The sequence below is a fragment of the Dietzia sp. WMMA184 genome (genome assembly GCF_002441635.1).
GTDB lineage: Bacteria > Actinomycetota > Actinomycetes > Mycobacteriales > Mycobacteriaceae > Dietzia > Dietzia kunjamensis.
Genome location: NZ_NXEI01000001.1, coordinates 360,524 through 381,637, shown reverse-complemented (window position 1 = coordinate 381,637; position 21,114 = coordinate 360,524). Strand labels below are relative to the sequence as shown.

At 69.9% G+C, this 21,114-nt stretch carries 21 protein-coding genes; 6 read left to right on the top strand and 15 right to left on the bottom strand.

Annotation, left to right across the window (positions count from 1 at the left end):
* Window positions 1-27 precede the first annotated feature (27 nt).
* Together CK206_RS01760 and CK206_RS01755 are read left to right on the top strand one after the other, a co-directional pair.
* Window positions 28-777, top strand: coding sequence for a YaaA family protein (locus tag CK206_RS01760; RefSeq protein WP_096905337.1), 750 nt, complete (start codon window positions 28-30; stop codon window positions 775-777).
* Complete coding sequence (locus CK206_RS01755; protein ID WP_096905336.1) at window positions 774-1,823, top strand: hypothetical protein; 1,050 nt, start codon at window positions 774-776, stop codon at window positions 1,821-1,823. The genes CK206_RS01760 and CK206_RS01755 overlap by 4 nt, the downstream gene beginning before the upstream one ends.
* A gap of 32 nt (window positions 1,824-1,855) precedes the next feature.
* Here the strand turns inward: CK206_RS01755 and cobA are convergent, their stop codons facing one another.
* Both cobA and mqo read right to left on the bottom strand, forming a co-directional pair.
* Entirely contained in the window at window positions 1,856-3,094 is a 1,239-nt protein-coding gene (gene cobA / locus CK206_RS01750; RefSeq protein ID WP_067717661.1) for a uroporphyrinogen-III C-methyltransferase, read from the bottom strand.
* Between the two features lie 135 nt (window positions 3,095-3,229).
* Complete coding sequence (gene mqo / locus CK206_RS01745) at window positions 3,230-4,726, bottom strand: malate dehydrogenase (quinone) (protein ID WP_096905334.1); 1,497 nt, start codon at window positions 4,724-4,726, stop codon at window positions 3,230-3,232.
* Window positions 4,727-4,859: 133 nt separating this feature from the next.
* Between mqo and CK206_RS01740 the strand changes: the two genes are divergently transcribed.
* On the top strand, window positions 4,860-5,897 hold the full coding sequence (locus CK206_RS01740; RefSeq protein WP_254050448.1) for an alpha/beta hydrolase: 1,038 nt from the start codon (window positions 4,860-4,862) through the stop codon (window positions 5,895-5,897).
* Window positions 5,898-5,902: 5 nt separating this feature from the next.
* A complete protein-coding gene (gene mtr / locus CK206_RS01735; RefSeq protein WP_096905332.1) occupies window positions 5,903-7,303 on the top strand; it encodes a mycothione reductase in 1,401 nt (466 codons plus the stop codon).
* A 101-nt stretch (window positions 7,304-7,404) separates the two neighbouring features.
* Here the strand turns inward: mtr and CK206_RS01730 are convergent, their stop codons facing one another.
* From CK206_RS01730 to dxr, 8 genes are all read right to left on the bottom strand, one after another.
* On the bottom strand, window positions 7,405-8,883 hold the full coding sequence (locus CK206_RS01730) for an NAD(P)/FAD-dependent oxidoreductase (RefSeq protein WP_096905331.1): 1,479 nt from the start codon (window positions 8,881-8,883) through the stop codon (window positions 7,405-7,407).
* A gap of 106 nt (window positions 8,884-8,989) precedes the next feature.
* Window positions 8,990-9,865: a type I methionyl aminopeptidase gene (map, locus tag CK206_RS01725; RefSeq protein ID WP_067717647.1), complete on the bottom strand. Its 876-nt coding sequence runs from the start codon at window positions 9,863-9,865 to the stop codon at window positions 8,990-8,992.
* A 46-nt stretch (window positions 9,866-9,911) separates the two neighbouring features.
* On the bottom strand, window positions 9,912-10,097 hold the full coding sequence (locus tag CK206_RS01720) for a hypothetical protein (protein WP_096905330.1): 186 nt from the start codon (window positions 10,095-10,097) through the stop codon (window positions 9,912-9,914).
* Window positions 10,097-10,570: a hypothetical protein gene (locus CK206_RS01715; protein WP_254050447.1), complete on the bottom strand. Its 474-nt coding sequence runs from the start codon at window positions 10,568-10,570 to the stop codon at window positions 10,097-10,099. The genes CK206_RS01720 and CK206_RS01715 overlap by 1 nt, the downstream gene beginning before the upstream one ends.
* Before the next feature lie 186 nt (window positions 10,571-10,756).
* Window positions 10,757-11,611 (bottom strand): GNAT family N-acetyltransferase, encoded by an 855-nt coding sequence (locus CK206_RS01710; RefSeq protein ID WP_096905329.1) that lies wholly within the window; start codon window positions 11,609-11,611, stop codon window positions 10,757-10,759.
* A 3-nt stretch (window positions 11,612-11,614) separates the two neighbouring features.
* Window positions 11,615-12,763: a flavodoxin-dependent (E)-4-hydroxy-3-methylbut-2-enyl-diphosphate synthase gene (gene ispG / locus CK206_RS01705; RefSeq protein ID WP_096907224.1), complete on the bottom strand. Its 1,149-nt coding sequence runs from the start codon at window positions 12,761-12,763 to the stop codon at window positions 11,615-11,617.
* Between the two features lie 135 nt (window positions 12,764-12,898).
* A complete protein-coding gene (locus tag CK206_RS01700; protein ID WP_256385622.1) occupies window positions 12,899-14,119 on the bottom strand; it encodes an RIP metalloprotease in 1,221 nt (406 codons plus the stop codon).
* Between the two features lie 3 nt (window positions 14,120-14,122).
* Window positions 14,123-15,286, bottom strand: a complete 1,164-nt coding sequence (gene dxr, locus CK206_RS01695; protein ID WP_254050446.1) for a 1-deoxy-D-xylulose-5-phosphate reductoisomerase — start codon at window positions 15,284-15,286, stop codon at window positions 14,123-14,125.
* A 163-nt stretch (window positions 15,287-15,449) separates the two neighbouring features.
* Between dxr and CK206_RS01690 the strand changes: the two genes are divergently transcribed.
* Window positions 15,450-15,836, top strand: a complete 387-nt coding sequence (locus CK206_RS01690) for a DUF2631 domain-containing protein (RefSeq protein ID WP_096905327.1) — start codon at window positions 15,450-15,452, stop codon at window positions 15,834-15,836.
* A 146-nt stretch (window positions 15,837-15,982) separates the two neighbouring features.
* Here CK206_RS01690 and rlmN read toward each other — a convergent pair whose 3' ends face one another.
* The gene (gene rlmN / locus CK206_RS01685) at window positions 15,983-17,092 is read right to left on the bottom strand and encodes a 23S rRNA (adenine(2503)-C(2))-methyltransferase RlmN (RefSeq protein ID WP_096905326.1); all 1,110 of its coding nucleotides are present in this window, start codon (window positions 17,090-17,092) and stop codon (window positions 15,983-15,985) included.
* Window positions 17,093-17,176: 84 nt separating this feature from the next.
* Between rlmN and CK206_RS01680 the strand changes: the two genes are divergently transcribed.
* On the top strand, window positions 17,177-17,602 hold the full coding sequence (locus tag CK206_RS01680; protein WP_096905325.1) for a lipopolysaccharide assembly LapA domain-containing protein: 426 nt from the start codon (window positions 17,177-17,179) through the stop codon (window positions 17,600-17,602).
* A 92-nt stretch (window positions 17,603-17,694) separates the two neighbouring features.
* Here the strand turns inward: CK206_RS01680 and CK206_RS01675 are convergent, their stop codons facing one another.
* From CK206_RS01675 to tsf, 4 genes are all read right to left on the bottom strand, one after another.
* Window positions 17,695-18,573, bottom strand: coding sequence for a phosphatidate cytidylyltransferase (locus tag CK206_RS01675; protein WP_067717620.1), 879 nt, complete (start codon window positions 18,571-18,573; stop codon window positions 17,695-17,697).
* 40 nt (window positions 18,574-18,613) lie between these two features.
* Complete coding sequence (gene frr / locus CK206_RS01670; RefSeq protein ID WP_067717618.1) at window positions 18,614-19,171, bottom strand: ribosome recycling factor; 558 nt, start codon at window positions 19,169-19,171, stop codon at window positions 18,614-18,616.
* A 50-nt stretch (window positions 19,172-19,221) separates the two neighbouring features.
* A complete protein-coding gene (pyrH, locus tag CK206_RS01665) occupies window positions 19,222-19,947 on the bottom strand; it encodes a UMP kinase (RefSeq protein ID WP_067717617.1) in 726 nt (241 codons plus the stop codon).
* A gap of 241 nt (window positions 19,948-20,188) precedes the next feature.
* The gene (gene tsf, locus CK206_RS01660; protein WP_069389369.1) at window positions 20,189-21,013 is read right to left on the bottom strand and encodes a translation elongation factor Ts; all 825 of its coding nucleotides are present in this window, start codon (window positions 21,011-21,013) and stop codon (window positions 20,189-20,191) included.
* Window positions 21,014-21,114: the final 101 nt, after the last annotated feature.

The following is a 21,114-nucleotide window of genomic DNA, read 5'->3' as shown; positions in this document are numbered from 1 at the left end:
GCCGGTGGCCTCGGTACCCTGAGCCGGGTGCGTATCCTCCTGTCCCCTTCCGAGACCAAATCCGTCGGCGGGTCCGGGGAGCCGCTCGACCTGGCCGCGCTCTCGCTCCCCGAGCTCGAAGGAACCCGCCGCGCCGTCGCCGACTCCCTCGTCTCGCTGTGCTCGGGCGAGGCGGCGGCGGCTCGCGACGCGCTCGGGCTGAGTGAGAAACTCGGCGACGAGGTGACACTGAACGCCGAGCTGTGGACCTCCCCCACCGCGTCCGCGCTGAGCCGCTACACCGGCGTCCTCTTCGATGCCCTCGACCCCGCCTCGTTCACCGCGGCCACCCGGTCACGAGCGGAGTCGCGGCTGTGGATCGGCTCGGCCCTGTTCGGCCTGCTCGGTGCTACCGACCCCATTCCGCACTACCGCCTCTCCGCCGGGACGCAGTTGCCCGGACTGGGCACCCTGCGTTCAACCTGGAAGCCGGCCCTCACCGCCGCCACCACCGGGTGGGGCGACGACCTCGTGGTGGACCTGCGCTCCGGCGGCTACCACCAGTTGGGGCCGGTCCCGGGGGCGATCACCGTCGACGTCGTCACCGACTACCCCGACGGCACGCGCAAGGTGGTCTCGCACTTCTCCAAGCATCACAAGGGTCTCCTCGCCCGGACGCTCGCCACGTCCCGGGCCGAGATGGGTGACGTCGCCGCGCTCCTCCGGGTAGCCCGTCGGGCCGGGCACACCCTCGAGCGCACCTCGGATACGGTTCTCACCTTGGTCACGGAGCCGTGAGTTCGGGTCCCGATCCCGACGCCGACTCGGTCCCCGGCACGCCGCGGGTCCTTCCCTCGCACGGTTCCCGCGCGGCGTGGCGGCTGCAGGAGGAACCTGGGCTCGCCTCGTTGCCCCGTCTGTGCCTGTCGCCGGTCCAGTACTACGAGGCGCACCTCTTCGGATCGCCCTCCGCTTTCCCGCCCGGACATCGGCGCCACGACCAGGGCGTGGCCGCCGACCTCGACCTCCCCGGCGACCTGCGGGACGACATCGAGGCGTGGATCGACGAATGGAAAGAGAACTTCGTCCATCTCGGCGACCGCCCCGTCGACCAACCAGTGTGGCGCGAGGGCTTCGACGAGTTGGCCTGGCTCGACCGCGGCCACGAGCTCGCCGACCGGCTCGAGGTGAGCCTGCCCGGAACGGCGGTGTTCTGCACCGCGGAGCGGTATGTCGTGTGTGAGCTGGCCGCCGAGCAACTGGACTACGTCCACCCCCTGCGAGGCGACTACGTGCGCACCGAGGGCTGGCGGACGCCGGGGAACGGACCCGACCCCGACCGCACACCGACGATCCGACTCATGCCCGAGTACGGCGTCACGTGGGGGCTGTGGGCGGGACGGCTCCCCTACTACCAGCCTCCCCGCCTCAGAGACGGGTTCATGGACTTCGCCACGCCTCGCAGCCTCGGACTGACCCCTGACCTGGAGAGCCGGATCCTGCGATGGAATGACGACTGGCGGCGCGGATTCGTGGACTACGGGGGCAGCTCCGACGACAGCAGCGCCGACGACAGCGGCGCCGCCCTCGGCCTTCTCGGCTACGGCTACGGCGTGCCCGTCTGGACCGACGGCGTCGATCCGGTCGACTGGTACCGCGAGGGACTGGCGATCGCGCGCCGCCTGGCGGAGGAACTCCCCGGCGTGGAAGTCGAGTTGGTGGCGATCCGCAACGTCTGTTCGGCGCGGCTGGTCATGCAGGACCACACCTCGCACCTACGCGGTCAGGATCCGGCCACCTACTCGGACGTCTTCCTGTCCGAGCGGCGCCGCGTCGGTTCCTGACGGGCACGCACCACGCCCGGCGTCGGGATGCGTCAGCGGTGCCGCAGGTCCGTGGACAGCGCCTGCGGAAGCCCGGCCACGTCTCCGACCACAACGATGGCCGGGGGCCTGACCTCGTGGGTCGCCAGGGTGTCGGTGAGGGTGCCGAGGGTGCAGCGATGGGTCGACTGACCGTCGAGACTGCCGTCGACGATCACCGCGGCCGGGGTGTCCGACGAGCGGCCCCCCGCCATGAGCGACTCGGCGATCGCCGGGGAGTTCTTGACCCCCATCAGCACCACCAGCGTCCCGCGCATACGAGCGAGGGCGTCCCAGTCGATGAGGGAGCCCGGGTGTCCGGGCGGGAGGTGCCCGGACACGACCGTCAGTTCGTGTGTCATCCCGCGGTTGGTCACGGGAATCCCCGCGAGGGCCGGGACCGCGAGGGCGCTGGAGACGCCCGGCACGACCGTGCACGGCACTCCCGCCTCCGCGCACGCCTGCGCCTCCTCGTAGCCACGCCCGTAGAGGAACGGGTCCCCGCCCTTGAGGCGGACCACGAACTTGCCGGCGCGGGCCCGGTCCACCAGCACCTCGTTGATCGCGTCCTGTGCCATGGCCCGCCCGTAGGGGATCTTGGCCGCATCGACGATCTCGACGTCCGCCCGCAGCTCGGCCAGCGGACGCTGGGGGGCGAGACGGTCGGCCACGACCACATCGGCGCGGGCGAGCAGTCGACGTCCACGCACCGTCATGAGGTCGTCGGCCCCCGGCCCGCCTCCGACCAACGCGACCGTGCCGCGGAGCGCCTCGTCGACCTCGGGTGCCTCCGCCCCCGCGTCGCTGAGGGCCCGCGCGACCACGTCCCGGGCCTCGGCGGTACGCGCGCGGTCGCCGGTGAGAACTGCGACGAGCATCTCGCCCCTGCGGACCACCGCCGGGGTCACCGCGGAACCCGACGTCACGGCGTCAGCCCGGACGCAGAAGGTGCGGTTCTGCTCGGCCTCGGCCGCGACCCGGGCGTTGACCAGAGAGTTCCTCGTCGCGGCGACCACGTACCACGCACCCTCGAGATCGCCTGATTCGTACTCTCGTGGCTCCCACCAGATGCGCCCGGCGTCCACGAGTCCCTGGAGCGTGGGCGTGACGTCGGGGCTCACGAGGTGCACCACCGCACCCGCCTCGAGCAGGACGGGGATGCGTCGTTGCGCCACGGACCCTCCGCCGATCACCACGACACGACGGCCTTCGAGGTCCAGACCGACGGGGTACGGGTTCACAGGCCGGATCATGTTGCTGATCCTATCCGCCCACGGCTCCGCCCCCGGCCTCGGCCCGCGGCCCGTGACACGACTCATCCCCCGGCCACCACGTCGGGTGAGCGGGGGATGAGGAATGGTGCGTGGTGGCGGATCAGGGCCGATCCGTCAGGCCTTCTGGTCGAGCTTCAGGGTGCGCGTCGAGCGCTCGAACTGCTCGGTGAACAGGGTCGGCTCCTCGGAGAGGTCCCGGCCGAGCGAGGGGATCATCTCCTCGAGGGCGGGCGTCCAGTCCGCGAACCGGCTCGGGAAGCAGCGCTTGAGCACGTCGACCATGGCGTCCACCGCGGTGGAGGCGCCCGGGGAGGCTCCGAGCAGACCCGCGATGGACCCGTCCGCCGCGTTGACCACGGCGGTGCCGAACTCGAGCGTTCCGCCCCGTCCGCTGGGCTTGATCACCTGGACACGCTGTCCGGCGATGACCTTCTCCCACTCCCCGTCCTGCGCCGAGGGCACGAAGTCGCGCAGTGCGTCGACCCGGGCGCCGTGGTTCTTCGCGAGTTCGGTGATGAGGTACTTGACCAGGCTCATCTCGGTGAGGCCGATGTTGGCCATGGGCAGCAGGTTCCCGGCCCGGATGCTCGACGGCAGGTCGAGGAAGCTGCCCATCTTGAGGAACTTGGGGGTCCACCCGGCGAACGGCCCGAACAGCAGACCCTTCTTGCCGTCGATGACGCGGGTGTCCAGGTGCGGCACCGACATCGGCGGCGCGCCCACGGAGGCCTGGCTGTAGACCTTCGCCTGGTGCTGCTCGATGAGCTCGGGGTTGGTGCAGCGCAGCCACTGGCCGCCCACGGGGAAACCGCCGATGCCCTTGATCTCCGGGATGCCGGACTTCTGTAGCAGGTGCAGGGCACCGCCACCCGCGCCGACGAACACGAACTTGGCGTCGACGGTGCGTTCGTCACCGGTGTGCCGGTTGGCCACGGTCAGCCGCCAGCTGCCGTCACTGTTGCGCTCGAGGTCCTTGACCTGGTTCTGGTAGTGCACCTCGGTGCCCGTGCGGGTGAGGTACTTGATGAGCTGCCGGGTGAGCGCACCGAAGTTGACGTCGGTGCCGTTCGAGAAGTGGCTCAGGGCGAAGGGCTGCTCGGGCGAGCGACCGCGGGCCATGAGCGGAACGAGCCGCTCCAGCTCGGAGAAGTCGGTGGTGTGACCCATTCCCGGGAAGAGTGGGTGCCCGGCGAGCTTGTCGTAACGCTTCCGGAGGTAGTCCTGACCGTCCTTGCCCGCCACGAAGCTCATGTGCGGGACGGGGCGGATCCACTCGGTGGGGTCGCCGAGGATGGTGTTCTCGACCGCATAGGACCAGAACTGCCGGGAGACCTGGAACTTCTCGTTGACGCTGACGGCCTTGGTGATGTCGACGTCGCCGTCGGCGGTCTTGGGCGAGTAGTTGAGCTCGCAGAGGGCGGAGTGCCCGGTGCCGGCGTTGTTCCAGGCGTCGGAGGATTCCAGTGCGGGCCCCTCGAGCCGTTCGAACACCTGGATGTCCCAGTCCGGTTGGAGCCGCCGCAGCAGGGCACCCAGAGTCGCGCTCATGGTGCCCGCGCCGATGAGCGCCACATCCGTCGTTCCGTGCTTTGCCACCTGGTCTGAAGTCACCGGCTACCCTCGCTCATTGGTCGTGGACCCGAATCTCTCGTCGACGCGGGTCGTCCCGACAGGCCCGCGCCCACAGGGTTGTCAGACTACTCACCGCGCCGGGAGTGGGACACACCGGACTAGGGTGGTCGTCGTGTCGACGCCCTCTCCAGATCCCGGCGCCCCCGACGGATCCGACCCGCAGTGGGCCCCGGATCTGCTGGGGCCGTCGTACACACGGCGCGCCCTGCCTCTCGGTGCCGATCCCGACGGTGAGGGTGAGATCTCCGCGACCCTCGTCCGCCACGAGGACGCACCGGCCGAGCCCACCGGCGTCGTCCTGGTCGTCCACGGCCTGTCGGACTACTTCTTCCACACCCACCTCGCCGAGTTCCTCGCGTCGAGCGGGTTCGCGACCTACGGGATCGACCTGCGCAAATGTGGCCGGTCCCGGAGGGAAGGTCTGACACCGCACTTCACCACCGACCTGGAGAGGTACGACGACGAGTTGGATCAGGCTCTCGACGTGATCGTCTCCGAGCACCCGGGAACGCCGGTCCTCGTGGCCGCCCACTCGACCGGGGGGCTGGTGGTGCCGTTGTGGCTGGGCAGACGTCGCGACAGGGGCGCTCTCGCCCCCGTCGTGGGGGTGGTGCTGAACTCCCCGTGGTTCCAGCTCGACGTCCCGGAGCGCGCCCGCCCCGTGCTGGACCCCGTCATCCGCACGCTCGGATCCCTCCGGCCCTTCTACCGACTGCCGCTACCCACCTCGGACCGGTATGTGATCAGCACGCACGTCGACCACGACGGTGACTACCACTTCGACACCACGCTCAAGCCCCCCGGCGGGGTGGGTGTCCGGGCGGGGTGGCTGGCCGCGGTCCGGCGCGCCCAGAAGCGGCTACAGTCCGGGGTCGACCTACCGCTCCCGGTTCTGTTGCTCCGGTCGACGGCATCGTCGGTCGGGGCCCGCCCACGGGGCGCCGTGCTCGACGTGGACACCGATCTGATCCTGGACGTCCGGTCGATGGAGCGCTTCGCCGACCGTGTCTCCGGTGACGTCACCGACGTCCCCGTGCCGGGTGCCCGGCACGACGTCTTCCTCTCCCGCGCTGACGTCCTCGAGGTGGTCTTCGACCATCTCGGGCGCTGGCTGGACCAGACCCTGTCCTCACACACCAAGGAGTCCTGAACCCCATGACCCAGACCCCCTCCCGCCACTTCGACCTGGTCGTCATCGGCACGGGCAGCGGCAACTCGCTGATCGACGAATCGTTCGCCGACAAGTCCGTGGCGATCTGCGAGAAGGGGACGTTCGGTGGCACCTGCCTCAACGTCGGCTGCATCCCCACCAAGATGTTCGTCTACGCCGCCGACACGGCCACCTCCATCCGGCACTCGTCCGCCTACGGTGTCGATTCGACTCTGGACGGGGTCCGGTGGCCGGACATCGTCTCGCGGGTCTTCGACCGGCGCATCGACCCGATCGCGTCGAGCGGGGAGGACTACCGGCGCAACCGTTGCGACAACGTCACGGTGTTCGACGGTCACGCGACATTCGTCGGCCCGCGCACCATCGACACGGGAACCGGGGAGATCATCACCGCGGACTCCGTCGTGATCGCCGCGGGGGCACGGCCGTCGATCCCCGAGATCGTCACCGAGGCCGGCGTCGCCTACCACACCAGCGACGACGTCATGCGGATCGCCGAGTTGCCGAAGTCCATGGTCATCCAGGGCTCCGGGTTCATCGCCTGCGAGTTCGCGCACGTGTTCTCCGCGCTGGGCGTCGAGGTCACCGTCATCGGCCGGTCGGACGTACTGCTCAAGCATCTCGACCGCGAACTCGCGGAGCGGTTCACGGACGCCGCCCGGGGGCGATGGGACGTCCGCCTCGGCCAGCACGTCACCTCGATGACCGCGACCGGTGACGACCGCCGGGGCGTGGAGATCACGTTCGAGGACGGGTCGACCTGTGCAGGCGACGCGCTGCTGGTCGCCACGGGTCGGACCCCGAACGGGGACCTGCTCGGTCTGGACGCGGCCGGGGTGGAGATGGACGGCGAGCGGGTCCGCGTGGACGAGTTCGGCCGCACCACGGCGGAGGGCGTCTGGGCGCTGGGCGACGTGAGCTCGCCGTTCCAGCTCAAGCACGTGGCCAACCACGAGCAGCGGGTGTTGGGCCACAACCTCAACCACCCGGAGAACCTGCAGCCGTTCCACCACAGTCACGTGCCGTACGCGGTGTTCAGCTGGCCACAGATCGCGTCGGTCGGGCTGACGGAAGCAGAGGCCCGCGCGGCCGGGTACGACGTGACCGTGAAGACCCAGGACTACGGCGACGTGGCGTACGGATGGGCGATGGAGGACTCGGTCGGGTGCTGCAAGCTCATCGCCGACCGCGCCACCGGGTTGCTCCTGGGCGCCCACCTCATGGGCGCCCACGCCCCGTCTCTCGTGCAGATCCTCATCCAGGCCATGGAGTTCGAGATCACGGTGCCGGACCTCGCGCGCAAGCAGTACTGGATCCACCCGGCGATGGCCGAGGTCGTCGAGAACGCATTGCTGGGTCTGGACTTCCCGGACCGCGGCTTCTAGCTACCGGACGATGCCGGAAGGCAGACGACCGGGGGCGACGTCGGTGGGCCGACGATCGGGGGCGGGGCCGCGAGTCGCGTGACACCCGCTCCCCGCCGGCCTCAGGCGAGGACGAACTCGTCCGGATCGACGGTGCGGACCTGCTCCCGATACCGGAAGGTGAACGTCGGCCACTGCAGGGAGTTGCGTCCCCGCGAGTCGATGTACCAGCTCGAGCAGCCGCCCTGGTTCCACACCGTGTGCGCCAGTTCGCGGTCCATCCGGGCGGCGTAGGACTCCTCCACCTCCGGACGGACCTCGATGGTGCGTCGGGCCTCCCGCCCGGCGAGGTCGAGCAACCGCAGTACGTGATCCGCCTGGGACTCGAGCATGTACACGATCGACGAGTGCCCCAGGTTGGTGTTGGGGCCGTACAGCAGGAACAGGTTGGGGAACCCCGCCACGGTGATGCCGTTGTGCGCTCGCGGACTGCCGTCCCAGTGCTCGGCGAGGGTGCGCCCGTCCGCGCCGGTGATCACGCGAGAGATGGGCGGCTCGGTCGGCTGGAAGCCCGTACCGAAGATGATGACGTCCGCCGGATGCTCCGTGCCGTCGTCGGCCACGAGCCCGCGCGGGGTGACAGCCGACGCCGCGCCGGACACCAGGGTCACGTCGGACCGGGTGAGGGCGGGGAGCCAGTTGCTGGTGAGCAACACCCGTTTGCACCCGATCGAGAAATGGGGGGTGAGCGCGCGGCGCATCCCGCGGTCCCGCACCTTGAGGAAGAGGTAGAACCGTGCGAACCATTCGAAGAACCGCAGCAGGAACTGAGCCCGCGTGAACACCACGACGTAGAGCTCACGACCCAGATAGATCCGCCCCCGGACCAGCCGCTGTACCAACGGGAAGCGTCGGTAGAGCCACTGACGGCGTCCGGAGATCGATCGGTCCAGCCTGGGCAGGATCCAGCCCGGGGTCCGCTGGAAGACCGTGACGTGCTCGGCGGGCCCGGCGATCTCGGGGACGAACTGGACCGCGGAGGCCCCCGTCCCGACGACGGCGACCCTCCGGGCCTCGAGCGCGATGTCGTGGCGCCACCTCGCGGAGTGGAACACCTGGCCCTCGAACGACTCCAGACCGGGTAGCCGGGGGATCGAGGGGGCGGACAGCGCCCCCGAGGCCACCACGAGATCGCGCGCCCGGATCCGCCCGCGGCTCGTGTCGACGACCCAGTGCGCCGACTCGGTGTCCCACACCGCCGCGGTCACCTCGCAGGAGGTGACGAGTCGGTCACGGAGACCGATGCGGTCCGTCACGGACTCGAGATAGGCCCGGATCTCCGGTTGCCTCCCGAACGAGTGGGACCACCCGGGGTGGGCGTGTCGGGACAGCGAGTACAGGGCGGTGGGGACGTCGCAGGCGCACCCCGGGTAGGTGTTGTCGCGCCAGGTGCCCCCCACCGAGTCCGCGGCCTCCACGACGAGGAAGTCCCGGCCACGCCCCTCCCCCAACAGACGGTCGGCCATGGCGATGCCGCCGAAGCCGGCGCCCACCACCACCAGGTCGATCTGCTCCACGGGTCCGCGAGGGGTATCGATCATGGTGGACAGTATGCTCCGGATTGTCCACGACCGAGGGGCGCATCAGGACGATCGTCCACAAATTTTTCCCGGCCGGCCGGGTGCGCCCGCGGGACACCGGACACGCTCAGGAGCCGGACGGCAGGGTGAGGATCTCGTACCCGTCCTCGGTGACGACGACGGTGTGCTCGAACTGGGCGGTCCACGCCTTGTCGGCCGTGGTCACGGTCCAGTCGTCGTCCCAGACGTCGAACCCCGGCCCGCCGAGGGAGATCATCGGTTCGACGGTCAACGTCATACCCGGCTCGAGGACCTCGGTCCGGGACGGCTCGTCGTAGTGGAGCACGACCAGACCGTTGTGGAAGGTCGGGCCGACACCGTGGCCGGTGAACTCCCGCACGACCGTGTAGTCGAAACGCCGGGCATAGGATTCGATGACCCGCCCGATGACGTTGACCTCGCGCCCGGGTCGGATGGCCCTGATCCCCCGGTTCATCGCCTCTTCCGTGCGCTCGACCAGGAGCCTGACCTCCTCGCTGACGTCCCCGGCCAGGAACGTCGCGTTGGTGTCACCGTGGACGCCGTGGATGAACGCCGTGACGTCGACGTTGACGATGTCCCCGTCACGGATCACCGTGGTGTCGGGGATACCGTGGCAGATCACCTCGTTGAGCGAGACGCAGCTCGACTTGGGGAACGACTTGTACCCCAGGGTCGACGGGTACGCCCCGTTGTCGCACAGGAACTCGTGTACGACCCGGTCGATCTCGTCGGTCGTCACGCCGGGCGCGACCGCCTCGCCGGCGAGCACGAGAGCGTCCGCGGCGAGCCTGGAGGCCACGCGCATCGCGTCGATGACCTCAGCCGGCTGAACCCACGCCTCCCCGTTGGCCTCGTCGACGCTGTCGCGCCAGACGTACTCCGGCCGCGGGATCGATTCGGGAACGGTCCGGATCGGGGTGGGTTCGCCTGGGACGAGAGGCTGACGGGTGGAGGTGGTCATGCCCCCAGGATAGGCCCGCCCGGCGCGACCGGTCGCCCCGGTCCGGTCACCAGATGACGAAGCACACCGAGGCGATGAGCACCATCGCCCCGAACAGGCACATCGTGATCACGTCCGCGGACGACTCGCCGAGTTCTCCCTTCGCGGGCGGGCCGGCATCGTCGGGCGTCACCGGGGCCGTCTCGTCAGCCGCGGTGTCCACACCGGGGTCGGAGTCCTGGCGCGGATCCATCAGATCACCCCCAGACGGTGGAACTCGGAGACCATCGCCACGGCGAGGATCGCGAACACGACCGCCATGAAGCCGGTGTACATCCAGCGCTTGGCGTGGTCGGACGCCCAGAACCGGCGGACGCTGACCACGCCGTTCACCACGGCGACCACACACAACGCGATACCGACGGGCGCCGCGACCCAGCCGGACAGGCTGAGCAGCGGCACGAGAATCGGGATCGCGAGGTAGGTGATGAGGCACCGCACGGCCGAGACCATCACCGAGATCCGGAATGCCCGGTGGGCGCCGGAGCCGGCCTTGCGGTCGACGGCCCGGACGCCGAGCAGACGCCGCATGGCCCGGTCGGCCGGCCGCAGCGAACGGAAGCCCGGGTCGACAGCCGCGTCCCGTACCGGGCCCGTCGTGGTCACCGGCGCCACCACCGTCGGCCCCGTCGCGGCCGCGGGCGCCCGGGTGACCGGTGCTGTCATCGGGGTACTCACACGGCCCTCCCCCGGAGGGCGCCACCCACGGCGCGCACTGCCACACTGTCTGTCATCGGATTACACCTTCCGGGGTCCGTGGTCTGACTACGCTCCACTTTCCCACAGGCGTGGCCGATCCCGTAGCCGCCGGCCGGGGGGTACCCCGCTCTGGGTCGGTGCGGACGAGATGACTCACAGCAGGACCGTCGCGTACTCGACGGAGTCGACCATGCCCACCCGCCGATAAGCGGCGCGGGCTGCGCCGTTCGACCCGTTCACCACCAGGGAAGGTCGGAGCCCCCGTGAGCAAAGGGCGGCGCACACCGCGGCGGTACCGCCGGACCCCAGCCCGGCGTCCCGCCGATCTCGGTGTACCCATACGCCCTGGATCTGGGCGACCTCCGGGGAGATCGCGGCGACATCGGCCTTGAAGACCACCTCGCCGTCGTCGATCCCCACCCAGGTCCTCCCCCGCGCGAGGGACCGCGCCACGCGGCGCCGGAACGGAATCCCGGAGCCCACGGCGAACGGGTCGGCGCGCAGTTCCTCGCGGTACATCGCCGCGGCGGCGGCGAGCACCGGTTCGAACTCCTCCACGGTCGCGGGCCGGATGCCGGCCAGGACGAGCGCCGGATCGAGCGGGCCCTCGAGCGCCATGAGGAACTGGTGAGCCCGGTACTCCCGGGCCTCGCCCCAGCGTTCTCGCAGGGCCGGCCACATGCCGGCGACCAGGTCGCGCCGACCGTGCACCGACATAGGCCCGAGTCCCAGTCGCGCCACCGCGTCACCGAGAGCGCGCTGATCCGCGGCGTCGCCCCGGAGCGGCAACACCGAACTGCCGACGAACGCGAGAGACCGCTCAGGCCCGCCCAAGGTGAGGAACCGTCCGTCGGTGCCGGCGGCGACACCCGACGTGGCGAACTTCTCCGCCGCCGGCGCGGAGACCAACGGGTCGGCGGCGAGCACGTCGCCAAGCGCCCGCGACTCTCCCCGACCGACCGCCCGGCACCCGCCGAGCCCGGCCTCCGGGGCAGCCGTGTCGGTCACGGTCTATCGCGTGACCTTGACCTGGGGCCCCTGGCCCTCGGCGGCGTCTCCCACGGGCTCGCCCATCTCCTCGGCGATCCGCATGGCCTCCTCGATGAGGGTCTCCACGATCATCGCCTCCGGCACGGTCTTGATGACCTCGCCTTTGACGAAGATCTGGCCCTTGCCGTTTCCGGACGCGACACCCAGATCGGCCTCGCGGGCCTCGCCGGGCCCGTTGACGACACAGCCCATGACGGCCACCCGCAAGGGGACGCTCATCCCCTCCAGTCCGGCCGTGACCTCGTCGGCGAGCTTGTACACGTCCACCTGGGCGCGCCCACACGACGGGCACGAGACGATCTCGAGCTTGCGCGGACGCAGGTTGAGCGACTGCAGGATCTGCGTGCCGACCTTGACTTCCTCCACCGGCGGGGCGGAGAGGGAGACCCGGATGGTGTCGCCGATCCCCTCGGAGAGCAGAGCACCGAACGCCACGGCCGACTTGATCGTGCCCTGGAACGCGGGCCCGGCCTCGGTCACGCCGAGGTGTAACGGGTAATCGGTCTGCGCGGCGAGCCGGCGGTAGGCCTCGACCATGATCACCGGGTCGTTGTGCTTGACCGAGATCTTGATGTCGCCGAAGCCGTGTTCCTCGAACAACGAGGCCTCCCACATCGCCGACTCGACGAGCGCTTCCGGGGTCGCCTTGCCGTACTTGGCCAACAGGCGCGGGTCCAGCGACCCGGCGTTGACACCGATGCGGATGGGGATGCCCGCGTCACCGGCGGCCTTGGCGACCTCCTTGACGCGTCCGTCGAACTCCTTGATGTTGCCCGGGTTGACGCGCACCGCGGCACACCCGGCATCGATCGCCGCGAAGATGTACTTGGGTTGGAAGTGAATGTCCGCGATCACGGGGATCGGGGACTTGCGTGCGATGGTCTCCAGCGCGTCGGCGTCCTCCTGCCGGGGACACGCCACGCGGACGATGTCACACCCGGACGCCGTGAGCTCGGCGATCTGCTGGAGGGTGGAGTTGACGTCGTGGGTCTTGGTGGTGGTCATGGACTGGACCGAGACCGGATGATCACTGCCCACGCCCACCTGGCCCACGAACAGCTGCCGGGTCGTGCGCCGGGGCGCGAGGACCGGCGGCGGGCCGTCGGGCATGCCCAGTCCCACTGGGATCGAGGAGGAGTCGTTCACTTCAGGCCTTCCGTAGGGGCTGCCAGCCGGGTGCGGGCAGGTCCCGCGTCCCATTATCCGGGTAACCGGGCGCGGGTGCGAGGTGGGTGTGCGCCCGGCTCAGCCGGGCAGCAGGATCGGGTTGACGAAGTCGGCGGTGATCACGATCGCGGAGACGCCGATGAGGAGTACGAACACCCCCATCGTCAGTGGCGCCAGCTTCTCGTAGTCCGCCGGGCCGCCCGGCGCGAGGCCGCGAAGCCGGCGGACGGCGTCCCGGATCTTCTCGTAGAACACCACCGCGATGTGGCCGCCGTCGAACGGGGTCAGGGGCACGAGGTTGAACGCCCCCAGGAACAGGTTGAGGCCGGCCAGGAACAGGAGGAACAGGCTCCACAGGCCCTGCTCGACCGCCTGCCCGCCGATGTAGCTGGCCCCCACCACGGACACCGGGGAGTCGTCCGCCCGCTCGCCCCCGAAGATCGACGCGGCCACCGCCGGGATCTTGGCCGGGAACGAGATCAGCCCATCGACGGTCGCCTCGACCATCTCCCCGGTGAAGACGAAGGTCGCGGGCACCGCGCTGAGGGCGTCGTAGGTGTTGACGGTCTGATAGGCCGGATCATCGAGGATCTCCCGGGGGATCCCGTCCTCCGAGAGTCGGACCCCGAGCGCACCCCGCTGCTCGCCGTCCACGCCCGTTGACGTCAACGTCGTCGTCGTCGTGATCGTCTCCCCGCCGCGTTCCACCGCCACCGGCACGGTCTCACCGGGCCGCGCCGAGACCACGGTGGACAGGTCGTCCCAACTGACCACCGGCACCCCGTCGACCGATGTGATCCGGTCGCCCGGCAGGATCCCCGCCTCGCCGGCCGGGCCCACTCCGACCCCGCACCGGTCCGCCCCCGCGCAGGTGTCCCCGACGACGGCCGCGACGCGGTCGGTGGGGATCGGCTGGACGTCCCGGTTCACCAGGCCCCAGCCGAGGGCGACCGTGTAGAACAACGCGATCGCCAGGACGACGTTCATGAAGGGCCCGGCCAACAACACCGCGACGCGCTTCCACCACGCCTGGCGCCACATCGCCCTCGGCTCGTCCTCCGGGGACAGCTGGTCGTACGCGGTCATCCCCGCGATGTCACAGAACCCTCCGAGCGGGATCGCCTTGAGCCCGTACTCGATCCCACCACGCCGGACGGACCACAGAGTGGGGCCGAACCCGACGAAGAACCGACGGACCCGCATCCCCGACCACAGCGCGACCCGCATGTGGCCGTACTCGTGCAGCACGATGGACACCATGATCCCCAGGGCGAACAGCACGATCCCGAACACCAACACGGCTCAGCCCTCCAGGCTCGTGACGAGGGCTGCGGCGTGCCGCCGCGCCCAGGACTCCGCCGCCGCGACGTCATCCGGATCCCGGGGATCGGACGACCACTGATCGGCTGCCCCCACGGTCTCCGCCACGACGTCGACGATGCTGGTGAACCCGATTCGGCCGTCCAGGAACGCCGGGGCGGCCTCCTCGTTGGCCGCGTTGAACACCGCGGTCCGCAGGCCCCCCGCCTCGCCCGCCGCCCGCGCCACCGAGATCGCCGGGAACGTCTCGGAGTCCACCGGCTCGAACGTCCAGGTGTGTGCCTGCGAGAAGTCCAACGGGGTCGACGCCCCGGGGATCCGCGACGGCCACCCCAGAGCCAACGCGATCGGCAGCTTCATCGACGGCGGCGAGGCCTTGGCCACGGTCGCGCCGTCGACGAACGTCACCGCCGAGTGCACCACCGACTGGGGGTGGACGGTCACATCGATCCGATCGTAGGGAACCCCGAACAGCAGGTGTGCCTCGATGAGCTCCAGGGACTTGTTCACCAGGGTCGCGGAGTTCAGGGTGATCATCCTGCCCATCGCCCACGTGGGGTGCTGCAGCGCCTGCTCCGCGGTGACACCTTCCAGTTCGGCGCGGGTACGGCCCCGGAAGGGCCCGCCGGAGGCGGTCAACACCAGTGACGCCACCTCGTCCGCCGTCCCCGCCCGCAGACACTGCGCCATCGCTGAGTGCTCGGAGTCGACGGGGATGAGCTGGCCCGGGGCCGAGGCGCCGGTGACGAGGGCGCCCCCGGCCACGAGTGACTCCTTGTTCGCCAGCGCCAGCCGCGCACCCGTGCGCAATGCGGCCAGGGTGGGCCCTAGGCCGATGGACCCGTCGATTCCGTTGAGCACCACGTCGGCCTCCACCGCCCCCACGAGCTCGGTGGCGGCCCCGGGACCGTCGAGAACCGTCGCCTCGGGGAACGCCGACCGGATCCGCTCGGCCGCGGCCGGGGCGGACACCGCGACGAACCGGACGCCGGTCCGGCGGATCTGCTCCGCCAGCAGATCGATCCGGCCACCGCCGGCCGCCAGACCGACGACCTCGAAACGGCCGGGTCCGGCCTCCGAGGTCACCTCGAGGGCCTGGGTACCGATCGAGCCGGTACTGCCGAGGACGAGAACGCGCGTGGTCACCCCGCCATTGTCCACGCCGGAGCCACCTGATGCCGCATCAGCGGCCCCAGGTGTGGCGGGGACCGGCGGGTTACCCGTCGACCGCCGGACGGCGTGTGACAAACTGGGCACGATGTCGGCGGCCCGCAGGGCTGCCAGCGAGCCGTGAGGAGAACCGGGGAGCATGAGCGCGGACGGGCACCACACCAGCAAGGAGATCGTCGTCGACGGGATCAGCACCCTCGACGAGCCCTCGGTCGAGTGGGGCTGGCACCAGCACAGCAGGAAGGTCGGCCTCGTCACGGGCGGCTTCTTCGTCCTGTTCCTGTTGGCCATGCTGTTCGGCAACCACATCGGACGGGTGGAGGACATCTGGCTGGTGGCGGTCGCCGTGTTCCTCGCGATCTGGATGTTCCTGTCGCTGCGACCCAAGAAGGACGACACCCTCAAGCGGAACCGTGTCTTCGAGGTCTCCTCGGACCACTACGCGGTGGTCGGCGCCGCCGCCTCGGGTCACGTAGGGGCCGAGGCCGCCCGGAACCCGCAGGGCCGGGCGCCGGCCAGGCACTGACCCCGGTCGACCCGAGAAGGGCCGCCACCACTCGATGGAGTGGTGGCGGCCCTTCTCGTCGTCCGTAGCTCTCAGTGGGTGGCCCAGTGGTCACTCGCCAGTCGTCACTCCCCAGCGATCACTCCCCCGCGCTCACTCCCCCGCGCTCACCCCTCGGCCGCGAGCTGACCACACGCCGCGTCGATCTCCTGGCCGCGGGTGTCGCGCACCGTGCACGAGACCCCGGCCGCGCGCACGGCGGCGACGAAGGCGTCCTGCTGATGGCGGGGGCTGGCGTCCCACTCGCTGCCCGGCGTCGGGTTGAGCGGGATGAGGTTCACGTGCGCCATGGGCCCGAGACGCTGGGCGAGCAGTCGACCGAGCATCTCGCCCCGCCAGGTCTGATCATTGACGTCACGGATCAACGCGTACTCGATGGACACCCGCCGCCCCGTGGCATCGGCGTAGTGACGGGCCGCGTCCATGACCTCGGAGACCGGCCACCGGTTGTTGACGGGCACCAGGGTGTCCCGGAGTTCGTCGTCCGGGGTGTGCAAGGACACCGCCAGGGTGACCTGGAGCCCCTCCTCTGCCAGCTTGTGGATGGCGGGGACCAGGCCCACCGTCGACACGGTGACCGCGCGTTGCGACAGACCGAATCCCGACGGCGGCGGGGCGATGATGCCTCGCACGGCGGTCATGACGCGCTTGTAGTTGGCGAGCGGCTCCCCCATGCCCATGAACACGACGTTGGACAGTCGCCCCGGCCCGCCCGGGATCTCACCGTCGCGCATGGCGCGGGCGGCGACCCTGACCTGCTCCAGGATCTCGGCTGCCGAGAGGTTGCGTTGCAGACCGCCCTGCCCCGTCGCGCAGAACGGGCACGCCATCCCGCAGCCGGCTTGACTCGAGATGCACACGGTCACCCGGTCGGGGTAACGCATGAGAACGCTCTCGACCAACGAACCGTCGTGCAGTTTCCACAGGGTCTTACGCGTGGTGCCCTCGTCGGTGGTGACGTGTCGTAGCGACGAGGTCAGCGAGGGGAACAGTTCTTCTCCGACCTTCGCCCGCAGGCCGGCCGGCAGGTCGGTCATCTCGCGGGTGTCCGCCTCGAGGCGCCCGAAGTACTGGTTGGCCAGCTGCTTGCCGCGGAATGCGGGAACTCCGAGCTCACCCATCGCCGCCTCGCGACCGTCGGCGTCGAGGTCGGCGAAGTGACGAGGGGGCAGCCCTCGGCGGGGGGCGTCAAAAACGAGCGGGAGAGGTTCAGCCATGATGCGGCCATTGTGTCAGAAACGGGCGACCGCAACACATCGCGAGCGGTGCCGTCCGACGCCGCCAGCGCATACAGTCCAGGTATGGCACAGCGATCACACGACCCGACAGACCGTCGTCACGCCGCCCCCGTCGAGGGGCGCGACGAGATCCCCCTCGAGGACACCCACGCGGACTCCACCCTCGTTCCCGCCGACGAGTCGACCCCTGCGACACGCACCCACGTGCAGGATGCTGTCCCCGATTCGTCGGGGGGACTTCTGGGCTCCGCGTGGGTGGGTCTGGTCCTGGGCGCGCTCGTCACCATCCTGCTGTTGATCTTCATCGCGCAGAACACGACCTCGACCGACGTCCGTTTTCTCGGGTTGGAGTTCACCCTCCCGCTTGGGGTGCTGATCCTCTTCGCCGCGATCGCCGGCGCGTTGATCATGGCCCTGTTCGCCGGCTTCCGGATCCTCCAGCTGCGGATGCGCGCACGCAAGGCGCGCAAACTGACCGCCCGACACTGACGCGCGACCCCCGGCGCGGGTCGGAGGGTCCGCTCACTTCGCGGCTTCGCCCCGTGCCGACGTCACCCGTGCCAACGGAGGTGGTCGACGACTCAGGTCGGCACGACGTAGGTGAAGATGACCCAGACGACCACCGCGGTGGGCAGCACGGAGTCGAGGCGGTCCATGAATCCGCCGTGCCCCGGCAGGAGCGTGCCCATGTCCTTGATTCCGAGGTCCCGCTTCACCTGGGATTCCACCAGGTCGCCCAGCGTCGCGGTGAAGACCGTCAGGACGCCGAGCAACAGGCCCTTCCAGATGCTGTCGTCGAAGAGCAGGGCGACCACGAGTGCGCCACCGACCGTGGCGAACAGGATCGACCCGGCGAATCCCTCCCAGGACTTCTTGGGGCTGATCGCCGGGGCCATGGGGTGCTTACCGAAGAGCACCCCGGCCACGTACCCCCCGACGTCGGAGCACACGACCAGCAGGATGAGGGCCACGACCCGTTGCGCGCCGTAGTCACCGTCCGACAGCATCGCGCCGAGGGCTCCCGGAACCGCGATCCACACCAACACGAACACCGCGACCGACACGTCGCGCATGTAGTTCTTCGGTGCGGTGGTCAGACCGGCCATGAGCAGACGCCAGACCAGGACGACCACGCCGGTGACGGCGAACGCGGCGAACGCGCCTTCCGCCCCGTTGAGGTAACCCGCCCAGACCATGGCCTGCCCGCCTGCGAGCAGCGGGAACAGGGGAAGCGCGAACCGGGCCTGCCGTAGGCGTTTGAAGACCTCCCAGGTGCCGACGGCGACGGCGCCAGCGGCGACCAGATACCACGCGCGGGGGGTGAAGGCGATACTGGCGATCACGAGCGCGCCCAGGCCGACCCCGACCGGGATCGCCCGGGTCAGGTCACGGCCGGCGCGCGACGGAGGTGCGGCGGCCGCGGCGGTGGGCCCGGGCGGGCCCTGGGGTGCGGGGTCCACGGCATACTCCTCGGTTCTCGGGTGATGGGTGTCGCGGAGGTCAGACCTCCATCAGGTCGCCTTCCTTGGCCTTGACGAGTTCGTCCACCTCGCCGACGAATCGCTGGGTGAGCTTGTCCAGCTCCTTCTCCGCGGCGTTGACCTCGTCCTCGCCGGCCTCGCCGTCCTTGTCGATCCGCTTGAGCTCGTCCATCGCCTTGCGCCGGACGCCACGGACCGCGATGCGTCCGTCCTCGGCCTTGGCCTTGGCCTGCTTGACCAGATCGCGACGCCGTTCCTCGGTGAGCTGCGGCACGGTCACGCGGAGGACCTGGCCGTCGTTGGTCGGGTTGACGCCCAGATCCGAGTTGCGGATGGCGTTCTCGATCGGACCGATCTGCGACATCTCGTACGGCTTGATGATGAGCATGCGCGGCTCGGGTGCCGAGATGGTCGCCATCTGGGTGATGGGAGTCATGCTCCCGTAGTACTCACAGAACACGCGGTTGAACATGCCCGGGTTGGCGCGGCCGGTGCGGATGGCGGAGAGCTCGTCGCGAACGTGCTCGATCGCCTTCTCCATCTTGTCCTCGGCCTCGAGCAGAGTGTCGTCGATCATGTCTGTCCCTTTTCGTTGGGGTCGGTGTCGGTGGTCGGGTCGAGGACGTGTCAGGCCGTGCTGGCCACCAGCGTCCCGATCTGCTCACCGGCGACGGCGCGCGCGATGTTGCCCTCGGTGAGGAGGTTGAACACGAGGATGGGCATGTCGTTGTCCATGCAGAGGCTGAACGCCGTGGCATCAGCTACCTTCAGGCCCCGCTCGAGGCATTCGCGGTGCTCGATCCGGCTGAAGAGCTCGGCGTCGGGATTGGTACGGGGGTCGTCCGTGTAGACGCCGTCCACCGCCTTGGCCATGAGCAGCACGTCGGCCTTGATCTCCAGTGCGCGCTGGGCTGCGGTGGTATCGGTCGAGAAGTAGGGCATGCCCATCCCGGCCCCGAAGATCACGACGCGGCCCTTCTCCAGGTGTCGTTCCGCGCGCAGTGGGATGTACGGCTCCGCGACCTGCCCCATGTGGATGGCGGTCTGGACCCGCGTCGACACCCCCTCCTGCTCGAGGAAGTCCTGCAGGGCCAGACAGTTCATGACGGTGCCGAGCATCCCCATGTAGTCGCTACGCGCCCGGTCGAGTCCTCGCTGCTGCAGCTGAGCACCCCGGAAGAAGTTGCCTCCACCGATCACGATCGCGATCTGCGCCCCCGTCCGGGACACATCGGCGATCTGCCGGGCGACGGACTGCACGACGTCCGGGTCGATCCCCACGCCGCCGCCGCCGAACATCTCGCCGCCGAGCTTGAGCATCACACGTTTGTAGCCGTCCCGCGGGTCGGTCATCCCTCTCCTCGTCCCGGGCGGATCCAGCCCGTGTCGCGCGCGTTCACACCCCCGACGTCGATTGGCCGGAGTGGCGTGTGGTCCGTGGTGGGACCGGGTTCATTCTGCCCTATCGCCACGGCCGCCACACTCCAGCCCGCCGGGTACGGGCACACCCGGCCGTACGAACGCCGACGGCGGTACCCGGAGTACCGGGTACCGCCGTCGTTCGGGAACCCGCAACGGCGGGTTCGGGCCGTGGTCAGGCCTGGCCGACCTCGAACCGCAGGAAGGCCGAGACCGAGGCGCCGGCTTCGTCCAGCAGGGCACCGACGGTCTTCTTGTTGTCGGTCACCGACGGCTGGTCGAGCAGGCAAACATCCTTGTAGAAGCCGTTGAGGCGACCCTCGACGATCTTCTGCAGCGCCTGCTCGGGCTTGCCCTCCTCGCGGGCGGTGGCCTCGGCGATCTCGCGTTCCTTGGCGACGATGTCGGCGGGCACCTCCTCGCGGGACACGTACTGGGCCTTCAGAGCGGCGACCTGCATCGCGGCGGAGCGCGCGGCGGCCTCGGCGGCCTCGCCCTCACCGGAGTAGGCGACCATGACGCCGACGGCGGGCGGCAGGTCGGAGGAACGCTTGTGGAGGTAGACGGCCACGGGACCGTCGAGCTTGCCCACACGGCGCAGGACGAGCTTCTCGCCGGACTTGGCGGAGAAGGAGACGACCGAGTCGGCCACGGTGGTGCCGTCGAGCTCGGCGGCGTTCAGCGCGTCGAGGTCGGAGATCCCCTGGGCCGCGGCGACCTCGACGATCTTGTCGGCCAGTGCGATGAACTCGGCGCTCTTCGCGACGAAGTCGGTCTCGGAGTTGAGCTCGATCATGACGCCGTCCTTGATGGCGACCAGGCCCTCGGCCGTGGTGCGCTCGGCGCGCTTGCCCACGTCCTTGGCGCCCTTGATGCGCAGCACCTCGACGGCCTTGTCGAAGTCGCCGTCGGTCTCCTCCAGAGCCTTCTTGCAGTCCATCATCCCGGAGCCGGTGAGCTCACGCAGACGTTTGACGTCGGCAGCGGTGTAGTTCGCCATGGTGGGGCGACCCTCCTTAAAGGGGTTCGTGATCTGTCGGAAAAGTGTTCTGAGTCGGTCGGCGGGCGATCGCCTCCACCCTAGACGCCGGGGCGTCGGTG